We start from the raw sequence: 10410 nt of genomic DNA, 5'->3' as shown, positions 1-10410 counted from the left end.
GCCGACGCCGCGCAGCGCCCCATCGGGGGCCGGCGGCCGACGGAAGGATGCTTTCGTGCGCAGGTCCATGCCCATCGGGCGGCGGGCTCTCCGGCCGCTGATCGCCCTGCTCGCCGCGGTGGCGCTGCTGTTCGGCCTCGGGGCCGTCCCGGCGTACGCCGAGCCCAACGAGGGGGGCAGCAAGAAGCTGCGGGACGCCCTGGAGTCGACCGCCAAGGCGCACATCGAGGCCAAGCGGAAGCTTCAGGGCTCGGAGAAGCGGCAGAAGGAGATGGCCGCGCAGTTGGCCGACGTGGAGGGCCGGCTCGGCGAGCTGACCGATCTGGTCGGTGAGGTGGCCGCGCAGTCCTACCGGGTCGGCCGGCTGAGCGCGGCGGCCGCGTTGCTGGACAGCGGCACCCCGGAGGCCTTCGTGCAGCGGGCCGCCAGCCTGGACATGATGGCCCAGCGAGACGGTCGCCGGGTGCGCGAGCTGACCGCGGCCCGCGAGGAGGCCCGGCAGGCGAAGCTCGCGATCAACGCCGAGGTGCGCGAGCAGCGCAAGCAGCTCGCCGTCATGGCGAAGAAGAAGAAGGAGGCCGAGACGGCCCTGGCCGCCGTCAGCTCGGGCGGCAGTGGCGGTTTCAGCGGCGGCAACTCCAGCTCGGCCAGCCCGGCACCGCGCAACTCCGACGGCTCCTGGCCCGGTGAGTCGTGCTCGGTGAACGACCCGACGACCTCCGGCTGCATCACCGCGCGCACGCTGCACATGCTCAACCAGACCAAGGCGGCCGGTTACAAGCGGCACGTCTCCTGTTACCGCAGCGGCGGCTCGGGTGAGCACCCGAAGGGCCGGGCCTGCGACTTCTCGGCCGCCACGAACGGGTTCGAGGACCGCACGGCCACCGGCGGCGACAAGTCGTACGGGGACAGCCTGGCCGCCTGGCACGTCCGCAACGCCGACCGGCTCGGTGTGCTCTACGTGATCTGGTACCGACAGATCTGGCACCCGGGGACCGGCTGGCGGGCGTACGGCGGCAGTGGCAGTCCGGCCGCGGATCACACGAACCATGTTCACACTTCGATGTACTGACCCGGCGCCCCTTTCCCGCTGCGTACCATCGCCACGATGAACTCTCCATCGCCTGAGGTGGCGGTGCCCGCCGTGCCCTCCGAACCGGAGGCACCCCGGGCACTGCCCAACGGGCTCGCCGCGTTCCTGGTCTTCTACTCCAGCGGAGCCGTCCTGGTCCTGGAGACCGCCGCGTTGCGCCTCGTCGGGCCGTACGTGGGGGTCACTCTCCAGGTGACCAGCTCGGTCATCGGCATCGCGTTGGCCGCGATCGCGTACGGGGCGTGGGCGGGCGGCTGGCTGGCCGACCGGCGCAATCCGCGTACGCTGCTGGCGCCCGCGCTGGTGCTCTCCGGCATCGCCACCGCGATCACCCTGCCGGCGGTGCGGTACGCCGGTGAGGTACTGCGTGGCGGCGCGGAGAGCGCGATCCTGCTGCTCGTGGTGGTCGCCGTCTTCGCGCCCGCGATGCTGCTCTCCTCGGTCAGCCCGCTGGTGATCAAGCTTCAGCTCGCCGACCTGCGCCGGACCGGTCAGGTGGTCGGCCGGCTCTCCGGCATCGGCACCCTGGGTGCGGTGACGGCCACCCTGGTCACCGGCTTCGTGCTGGTCGCTGCGCTGCCGAGCACGGTCATCCTGTTCGGGCTGGCCGCCTCGCTGGGCATCACCGGGATCGCGCTCGGGGTGTACCTGCACCGGCAGGACCGGGCCGGCCTGCCGGGTCCGGCCCGGACCAGGGCCGCGCTGGCGGTGCTGGGGCTGGTCGGTGTGGGACTGACCGTGGTGGCGCCGGACCCGTGCGACGTGGAGACGGCGTACCACTGCGCCCGGGTGGAGGCGGATCCCGGCCGGTCCACCGGGCGGACGCTGCTGCTGAACTCGGCCCAACACTCGTATGTCGACCTGGCCGACCCGACCCACCTGGAGTACGCGTACACCCGGTGGATCGGGGCGGTGGCGGACGTGATGGCGCCGGAGGGCCAGCGGCTCGACGCGTTGCACCTGGGCGGCGGCGGGTTCACCGTGCCGCGTTACCTGACCGCCACCCGGCCCGGCACCGACAACCTGGTCTTCGAGATCGACGGCGGGCTGGTCGAGTTGGGTGAGCGCCACCTCGGCGTACGGCAGGGACCGGACCTGCGGGCCGAGGTGGGCGACGCCCGGATGCTGGTGGTCGCGGAGGGCACCGACACGCGGGACTTCGTGGTCGGCGACGCGTTCGGCCACCTGGTGGTGCCGTGGCACCTGGCGACCCGGGAGATGGCGGCCGAGGTGCGGCGGGTCGTCCGGCCCGGCGGGGTGTACGTGCAGAACGTGATCGACTACCCGCCGCTGCGCTTCATCCGCAGCGAGGTCGCCACCGTCTCCGCCGAGTTCCGGCACGTCGCGCTGATCGCCCCGCCGGAGGCGCTGGCGGGGGAGCGGGGCGCCAACTTCCTGATCGTCGCCTCGGACACGCCGCTGCCGCTGGCCGCCGTGCGGGCCCGGCTGGACGACCGCAACGAGGCGGTCAGCCTGCTCTCCGGCGGCGACCTGACTGATTTCGTCGGTGACGCACTGGTGTTGACCGATGACTACGCGCCGGTGGACCAATTGCTCGCGACCGCCTGATCGGGTGAGATCCTGACCGAATCCGACCAGAAAGGTGTAGGCGGGTTCGTGTCGGGCAACAACGCCGACCATGGGTGGTGGCCAACGCAGGGGCACGCAACTGGTCGGTGAGCGGTACCGACTGATCGAGCAGGTCGGCACCGGCGGGATGTCGGTGGTCTGGCGCGGCTACGACGAGGTGCTCGGCCGCCAGGTGGCGGTCAAGGTCCTCGCGTCCCGGCTGGCCAGCGACCGGGCGTTCCGGCACCGGATCCGGATCGAGGCACAGGCCGCCGCCCGGCTCTGCCACCCCAACATCACCAACGTGTACGACTACGGGGAGTCCGAGCAGGTCGGGCTGACCGTGCCGTACGTGGTGATGGAACTCATCGACGGCGCTCCGCTGACCGCACGACTGCGCCGCGACGCCCGGCTGCCGTGGCGGGAGGCGGTGACGGTGGCGGCGGAGGTGGCCTCCGCACTGGCCACCGCGCACGCCCGGGGTGTGGTGCACCGGGACGTCACGCCCGGCAACGTGATGCTGACCCCGACCGGCGTCAAGGTCGTCGACTTCGGCATCTCGGCGCTGGTCGGGGAGAGCGAGAAGGGGCCGGACGGCACACTGCTCGGCACCCCCGCCTACCTCGCCCCGGAACGGCTCGACAACGGCCAGGTCAGCCCGGCCACCGACGTGTACGCGGTCGGCCTGCTGCTCTACCGGATGCTCACCGGGCGGCTGCCCTGGGAGGCGAACACCACCACGCAGATGCTGCGGGCGCACCTGTACCGCGAACCCGAGCCGATGCCGGACGTGCCGGGGCTGCCCGACGGCGTCGCCGCGCTGGTGCACCGCTGCCTGGCGAAGTGCCCGGGGGACCGGCCGCGTACCGCCGAACTGGCCCGGTGCCTCGCCGAGGCGGTCGGCAAGGTGACCGCGCGGGCCGAGGACGAAAGGGTCCCCGCGCCGATGATGCTGGCCAGCGTCGGCACCACGATTCTGCCCTGGTCCGCCGCGACCGACGCGCTGCCCTTCGCCGGCCAGCGGACCCGCCGTGCCACGACCCGCCGCCGCCGGATCGAGGCGGCGGTGGCCGCCACCGCGTTGATCGGCGTCACGGCGATGGTCTGGACGATGACCTCGCGCAGCCCGGCCAGTGGCGGCATCGATCAGCTCACCCAGGCCCGGATGGGCGTCGAGGAGACGGTCCCCTGCCAGGTCAGCTACGCGTTGCGGACGGACTCGGGCACCGAGTTCACCGCCGAGCTGAGCCTGACCAACTCCGGCGAGCGGGAACTGCGCGACTGGACGATGAGTTTCACCTTCCCCGGGAAGCAGAAGGTGACCAAGGCGAGCCCGGCGCAGGCCCGCCAGCAGGGCCGATCGGTCGCCGTGCAACCGGCGTCGGGGAAGCCGACGTTGGCGCCGGGAGCCACCGAGAAGATGAGCCTGACCGGCCGGTACACCGGACCGAACCCGCTGCCGGTGGAGTTCCGGGTCGGCGACGCGCGGTGCGGGGTGCAGGTCTCCGGGGTCGCCGGGAGCGCCCCGGCAGCCGGTAAGCCGGTGAAGGCCACCACCACGACGTCGAAGGCCGGTTCGGGCGGCTCCGGCGGCACCAGGGCCAAGGGCGGGGCGGAGAAGAAGCCGGCCGGCACGAAGACCAAGCCCGGCAAGGAGAAGCCCGGTAAGGAGAAGGCGGGCAAGGACAAGCAACCCGGCAAGGACAAGCCGAAGAAGGGCAAGCCCGGCAAGGGGTGACACCGACCTCAGGTGACCAGGGAGAACCGCTGTACGTGCTCGATGGTCCCCTCGACGATGAGCGTGCTGTCCCGGACCAGTTCCAGCCCGTCGGAGACGTAGCGGAAGCGGCTCTCCCCGGGCGGCTTGATACCGATCACGCGTACGCCGTAGCGGTCCAGCAGCCGTACCTCGCTGATCGCCTGTCCCACCAGCGACTCCGGTACGCGGAGCTTGGCGATGGCGAACGCGTCGTCGAACTCCACGAAGTCGAGCATCCGGCTGACGATCAGGTGGGCCAGCCGCTCGCCGGTCTCCGCCTCGGGGAAGATCACGTGCTGCGCGCCGACCGAGGAGAGGATCTTCGCGTGCTGTGCGGAGGTGGCCCGCGCCCAGATCTGCGGTACGCCGAGCTCGACCAGAGCCAGCACGGTCAACACACTGGCCTGCACCGAGGCGCCGATGGCCACCACCACGCGTTGCAGGTCGGCGACGCCGAGCTGGCGCAGCGCGTCCTCGTCGGTGGAGTCGGCCTGGGCCACCTCGTCGAGCTGGGCCGACCACTTCTGCACCTGCTGGGCGTTGCGGTCGATGGCCAGCACGTCGTGCCCGAGGGCGCTGAGCGACTCGGCCAGGTGACAGCCGAAACGGCCCAGCCCGATCACGGCGATGGTCTCGTCGTCGGATCTTCTAGCCGACAATGGGTTGCTCCTCCGGGTAGCGGTAGAGACGGCGACGGGTGTTCAGGGCGATCGCCGAGCCGAGGGTGAGCGGACCCACCCGGCCGATGTACATCAGGACGGTCAGCAGGAACACGCCCCCGTCCTCCAACGACGACGTCAGCCCGACCGTGAGCCCGGTGGTGCTGAACGCCGAGGTGATCTCGAACAGCGTGCTGGTGAGCGGTAACCCGTCGGTGAGCAGGATCAACACGCTGGTGCCGGCGGCCACCATCGCGACGCTGAGCAGGGTGACGGTCAACGCCTGCCGCTGGCTCGACGTGGCGATGCGCCGGTGCCCGACCGTGACGTCCGGCTCGCCCCGGATCTCCGCCCACATGATGAAGGCGAGCAGGAAGAATGTGGACACCTTGATGCCACCGGCGGTGCTGGCGCTGCCGCCGCCGATGAACATCAACGCGATCAGCAGCGGGTAGCTCTCCTCCCGCAACCGGTCGATCGGCATCACCTCGAAGCCGCCGGTGCGGGAGAACGTGATCTGGGTGAACGCGGCGTTCACCTTGCCCGGAACGTCGTACTGGCCGATGGTCCACGGGTTGGACCACTCGCTGGCCAGCAGGATCACGAACCCGACGGCCACCAGCACGACGCTGCCCCAGATGGTCAGCTTGGTGGCCACCGCCCAGCGCACCGGCCGCCGCCACTCCCGGACCGCCTCGAACAGCGCCGGGAACCCCAGCCCGCCGACGATCGAACCGAGAGCCAGCGGCAGGGTCACCCAGGGGTCCCGGGCGAAGGCCAGCAGCCCGTCGGAGTAGAGCGAGAAGCCGGAGTTGTTGAACGCCTGGATCGAGTGGAAGGACGCCGACCAGAGCGCTCGCCGCAGGGGATACTCGTAGCCGAGCCAGAGCCGGGCGGTGAGCACGACCGTCATCACCACCTCGCAGACCAGCACCGTGGTCCCGATGCGCATCAGCAACCGGCGTACGTCACCCAGTCCGTACTCCAGGGTCTCGGCCTGGACCAGCATCCGGTTGTGCAGACCGAGCCGCCGGGACACGGTCAGGACCACCAGCGCGGCGAGCGTCAGGATGCCGAGTCCGCCGACCTGGGTCAGCACCGTGATCACCACCAGTCCGGTCTCGGACCAGTAGTTCGGCGTGTCGGTGATGGCCAGCCCGGTGACCGAGACCGCCGAGGTGGCGGTGAACAGCGCGACCGGAAACGGCGGGTGCTGGTGCTGGATGGTCATCGGCTCCAGCATCAGCAGGCCGGCGCCGAGCAGGATCGTCACGAGGAAGCCGACCGGTACCAGCCGCACGGGGTGACGAAGGAACCGGCGCACCAGACAATCTTCCGATTCCGCCCGGTTCGGGGTGCGGGAATCGAGATCCCGAGCCTCCACCGACCGTCAGGCGCCCCAGCCACCGGCCACCGGCCACCGTGCGGCAGTGGCCGCTGTCCTCACGCCTCGCCCCTCGCCCCTAGCGCCGATCATGGAGTTGTGGCGAGGGAATCGCGGATGTATATCCCTTTCGTCACGACCACAACTCCATGATCGCGGGGTGATGGAGGGGCTGCGGGGCGGGTTGGGCTTCTTCCCGAACGTCGAGGCGGTGGGTACGACGGTCTCCGAGGAGGAAACCCAGTTCATCCGCCACTGGGTGTTCTGTGATCAGCCGCTCGACGGTGGCCGGTGTCTGCGGCTGGCCGACCACGACGGGCCGTGTCACCTGTCCCGCACCTGACGTCGCCTGGCCGGGGACAGGCGGGAGGGTACGGCGGCAGGGGCGGCCCGTCGCCGTGCCGCCCCTGACCGATCAGCCGTTGAGCAGGTCGTATGCCGCCGTGGGCGCCTTCTCTGCCTCGTCCTCGGTGAACGCGACGATCGCGGGGGCGCTGCCGAAGTCGAAGTACTCGACCACGTACTCCGACGCCTTCTGCTCCCCGTCGGCCGGGATCGCCAGGGTGAGCGAGGTGAGGTTGCCGTCCGCCCCCACCACGGCGGTGAGCGGGATCTGCGTGATGGCGTCGCTGAGCTTGGCCACGCCCTCCAGGGCGTCCGCCAGGTCCGGCTGGGCGGAGAGGTCGACCGTGCCGGTGTACGTCCCGCCCTCACCGGCCTGGACGTCGCTGGCCGCCTGGATGATCACCTCGGCGTTGCCGGGGTCGGTGCCCTCGTAGGTGGGCAGGGAGTCCGGCCCGTCGACCTTCGACGGGTCCAGTTCCATCCACGTGGTGGGCAGCTTCATCAGCTTCTGGATGTTCTTGTCGCCCTTGAAGTTGACCTTCATCCAGGTGCGTGACTCGATCATCCGGAAGGACATCTCCAGGGTGAAGTCCTTGTCCTTGGTGACCGTGTCGATGTCCATGCCCCGGTTCGCCGGGTCGACCACTCCGGACACGTCGCCGGAGGTGGTGAAACGGAACGCCGGGTCCTGCTCGCCGGGTACCGCGTCCAGCAGTTCCTGCTTGGGGTCCGGCGGTGGCGGGGCCGCCTCCGGGGCGTCCTTGTCGTCGCAGCCGGCCACCAGGGTCGCGGCCAGCAGGGCGATCGTCGCGACCGCGAAGCGCCGGGTCGTGGCGGTGGTACCGGTTCGCTGAGTCATCTCGTCTCTCTTCCGCGGATCGAACGGAATCGTATGCCAGACGCCCCGCTGCCGCGTCCCGCCACCACGTCGCACGGCCACACCCACCCCCACATCACCGCCGGCCCGCCGCGCCTCTCGTCAGCCGTCGGTCATGTCACCGTGCGCCCTTTGCTCTGCTTCACCCCACGCACCGAACACGCCCGGATTCTGTTGCGCCAGTTGAAGCAGAGCAAAGGACGCCGGGGACAACACCGGACCGACCGCAGCAGGGCGCCCGGCCGCCCGCCTGGCAGCCGAGCCCGCCGAGCCCGCTGAGCGCACGCCGTGACGGGCCGGTCGTCCGACGGTGCTGGTAGAAAGGCCGGATGAGCCAGGAACGGACGACGATCCGGCAGCGGGCCGAGGCGGTGCTGCGGCGGCTGGCGGGCGAGGACGCCCGGCTCCGGGAGGACCAGTGGCGGGCGATCGAGGCGTTGGTGGTCGACCGACGGCGGGTGCTCTGCGTGCAGCGCACCGGTTGGGGCAAGTCGGCGGTCTACTTCGTGGCCACCGCGCTGCTGCGGCAGGAGGTGGACGGCCGGGAGCCGGCCGGGCCCACCGTGATCGTGTCGCCGCTGCTGGCGTTGATGCGTAACCAGGTCGAGTCGGCGGCCCGGGCCGGTATCCGGGCGCGCACCATCAACTCGGCCAACCTCGACGAGTGGGACGAGATCACCGGCGAGATCCACGCCGGTGCGGTGGACGTGCTGCTGATCAGCCCGGAGCGGCTCAACAATCCGGACTTCCGGGACGGCGTACTGCCGAGGTTGGCCGCCACCACCGGCCTGTTGGTGGTCGACGAGGCGCACTGTGTGTCGGACTGGGGGCACGACTTCCGGCCGGACTACCGGAGGTTGCGGACCTTCCTCGGCAACCTGCCGGAGCAGACGCCGGTGCTGGCCACCACCGCCACCGCCAACGAGCGGGTGACGCGGGACGTGGCCGAGCAGCTCGGCACCGAGGCGGTCACGTCGGGGCGGCAGCGACCGGACGTCCTCGTGCTGCGCGGCAGCCTGGACCGGGAGTCGCTGCGGCTGGGCGTACTCGACCTGCCGAGCCCGGCGCACCGGCTCGGCTGGCTCGCCGACCACCTGGACCGGCTGCCCGGCTCCGGCATCATCTATACGTTGACCGTGGCGTCGGCGACCGAGACCGCCGAGTTCCTGCGGTCGCGGGGCTGGACGGTGGCCGCGTACACCGGGCAGGCCGAGGACGCCGACCGCCGCGCCGCCGAGCAGGACCTGCTCGACAACAAGATCAAGGCGTTGGTCGCCACCAGCGCGCTCGGCATGGGCTTCGACAAGCCGGACCTCGGCTTCGTGGTGCACCTGGGCGCGCCCCCGTCGCCGATCGCCTACTACCAGCAGGTCGGCCGTGCCGGCCGCGCGGTCGAGCATGCCGAGGTGCTGCTGCTGCCCGGTGTCGAGGACCAGGCCATCTGGCGGTACTTCGCGTCGCTCGCCTTCCCGCCCGAGGACCAGGTCCGCGCCGTGCTGGCCGCGCTGCACACCGACCGGCCGCTCTCCACCCAGGCCCTGGAGCCCCTGGTCGACCTGCGCCGGGCCCGGCTGGAACTGATGCTCAAGGTGCTCGACGTGGACGGCGCCGTCCGCCGGGTGCGCGGTGGGTGGCTCGCCACCGGCGAAACCTGGGTCTACGACGAGCCCCGGTTGCGGCGCGTCGCCGCCGCCCGCGCCGACGAGCAACAGGCCATGCTCGGGTACGCCGCGACGACCGACTGCCGGATGCGCTACCTGCGGGACTGTCTGGACGACGCGGAGGCGGCCGACTGTGGGCGCTGTGACCGGTGCGCCGCGCCGCTGTTCACGGCGGAGGTGTCACCGGCCGCGCTGACCACCGCGCAGACGTTCCTGGGTCGCCCCGGCGTGCCGCTCGCGCCCAAGAAGCTCTGGCCGACCGGGTTGGAGGCGGTCGGCGTACCGCTGAAGGGCCGCATCGCCCCGACGGAGCAGGCCCTTTCCGGACGGGCCGTGGGCCGGCTCTCCGACCTCGGCTGGGGTGGCCGGCTGCGCGGCCTGGTCGGGCCGGGCACGCCGGACGGCCCGCTGCCGGACGACCTGGCTGCCGCCGTCATCGAGGTGCTCAAGGCGTGGGCGCACGGCGACGACCCGTGGCCCCGCCGCCCGGCGGGCGTGGTCGCGGTCGACTCACGGACCCATCCGGTGCTGGTCGGGTCGCTGGCCGAGCGGATCGCCGCCGTCGGGCGGCTGCCGCTGCTGGGCCGGGTCGTCTCGGCCGGTCCGCCGGCCGGTCCGCGTGGCAACAGCGCCCAGCGGGTACGCACCCTGCACGGCGCCCTCACCGTGCCCGAGCCGCTCGCCGACGCCCTCACCGGGCTGGACGGCCCGGTCCTGCTCGTCGACGACCTGGTCGACTCGGGCTGGACGATGACGATGGCGGCGCGGGAACTGCGCCGCGCCGGTGCCCCCGACGTCCTGCCGCTGGCCCTCGCCGTCGCCGGCTGACGCTCGGCACACGGCCGGCGGACACCCTCACCCACGTGCCGCGCCAGACCGGGACCGGTCCGCGGGTGCGACCGGAGCCACGACCGGGCGTACCCGCCGGGGCGCCGCAGCATCCGGCGGTACGGTGGGCGCATGGCTGACCAGGAACCCGACGCGCCCGCGTTCGGGTCGGTGCGGGTCGCCGAGCGGCCGGCGGCGCGCGGCGACCCGGACGCCTGTCTCTTATACAAATATG

The 10410-nt window shown here is 71.8% G+C and carries 8 protein-coding genes; 5 read left to right on the top strand and 3 right to left on the bottom strand.

Annotated elements, in window-relative coordinates; genetic code table 11:
- The first annotated feature begins 67 nt into the window (after positions 1–67).
- From EYA84_RS18445 to EYA84_RS18435, 3 genes are all read left to right on the top strand, one after another.
- Positions 68–1072, top strand: coding sequence for a hypothetical protein (locus EYA84_RS18445; RefSeq protein WP_131054303.1), 1005 nt, complete (start codon positions 68–70; stop codon positions 1070–1072).
- A gap of 36 nt (positions 1073–1108) precedes the next feature.
- Entirely contained in the window at positions 1109–2662 is a 1554-nt protein-coding gene (locus tag EYA84_RS18440; protein WP_131054302.1) for a fused MFS/spermidine synthase, read from the top strand.
- A 70-nt stretch (positions 2663–2732) separates the two neighbouring features.
- Positions 2733–4400, top strand: coding sequence for a serine/threonine-protein kinase (locus EYA84_RS18435; protein WP_131054301.1), 1668 nt, complete (start codon positions 2733–2735; stop codon positions 4398–4400).
- Between the two features lie 8 nt (positions 4401–4408).
- On the opposite strand, the gene EYA84_RS18430 is transcribed toward EYA84_RS18435, so the two are convergent.
- Positions 4409–5080, bottom strand: coding sequence for a TrkA family potassium uptake protein (locus tag EYA84_RS18430; protein WP_131054300.1), 672 nt, complete (start codon positions 5078–5080; stop codon positions 4409–4411).
- Complete coding sequence (locus tag EYA84_RS18425) at positions 5070–6404, bottom strand: TrkH family potassium uptake protein (RefSeq protein WP_131054299.1); 1335 nt, start codon at positions 6402–6404, stop codon at positions 5070–5072. The genes EYA84_RS18430 and EYA84_RS18425 overlap by 11 nt, the downstream gene beginning before the upstream one ends.
- Before the next feature lie 220 nt (positions 6405–6624).
- On the opposite strand from EYA84_RS18425, the gene EYA84_RS18420 reads away from it, so the two are divergent.
- Positions 6625–6807, top strand: a complete 183-nt coding sequence (locus EYA84_RS18420; protein ID WP_131054298.1) for a hypothetical protein — start codon at positions 6625–6627, stop codon at positions 6805–6807.
- A 72-nt stretch (positions 6808–6879) separates the two neighbouring features.
- On the opposite strand, the gene EYA84_RS18415 is transcribed toward EYA84_RS18420, so the two are convergent.
- Complete coding sequence (locus EYA84_RS18415) at positions 6880–7668, bottom strand: hypothetical protein (protein ID WP_131054297.1); 789 nt, start codon at positions 7666–7668, stop codon at positions 6880–6882.
- Positions 7669–8015: 347 nt separating this feature from the next.
- On the opposite strand from EYA84_RS18415, the gene EYA84_RS18410 reads away from it, so the two are divergent.
- Positions 8016–10175, top strand: a complete 2160-nt coding sequence (locus EYA84_RS18410; protein WP_131054296.1) for a RecQ family ATP-dependent DNA helicase — start codon at positions 8016–8018, stop codon at positions 10173–10175.
- Positions 10176–10410 lie beyond the last annotated feature (235 nt).

The organism is Verrucosispora sp. SN26_14.1 (genome assembly GCF_004307965.1).
Classification (GTDB): domain Bacteria; phylum Actinomycetota; class Actinomycetes; order Mycobacteriales; family Micromonosporaceae; genus Micromonospora.
Note: the sequence above shows the minus strand (reverse complement) of the source record. Positions and strands in the feature narration are given on the sequence as shown.

What these genes read in the sequence shown, in the direction of transcription:
- EYA84_RS18445 (WP_131054303.1), top strand. Translation starts at nt 68, where the DNA reads ATGCCCATCGGGCGGCGGGCTCTCCGGCCGCTGATCGCCCTGCTCGCC.
- EYA84_RS18440 (WP_131054302.1), top strand. Translation starts at nt 1,109, where the DNA reads ATGAACTCTCCATCGCCTGAGGTGGCGGTGCCCGCCGTGCCCTCCGAA.
- EYA84_RS18435 (WP_131054301.1), top strand. Translation starts at nt 2,733, where the DNA reads ATGGGTGGTGGCCAACGCAGGGGCACGCAACTGGTCGGTGAGCGGTAC.
- EYA84_RS18415 (WP_131054297.1), bottom strand. Translation starts at nt 7,668, where the DNA reads ATGACTCAGCGAACCGGTACCACCGCCACGACCCGGCGCTTCGCGGTC.
- EYA84_RS18410 (WP_131054296.1), top strand. Translation starts at nt 8,016, where the DNA reads ATGAGCCAGGAACGGACGACGATCCGGCAGCGGGCCGAGGCGGTGCTG.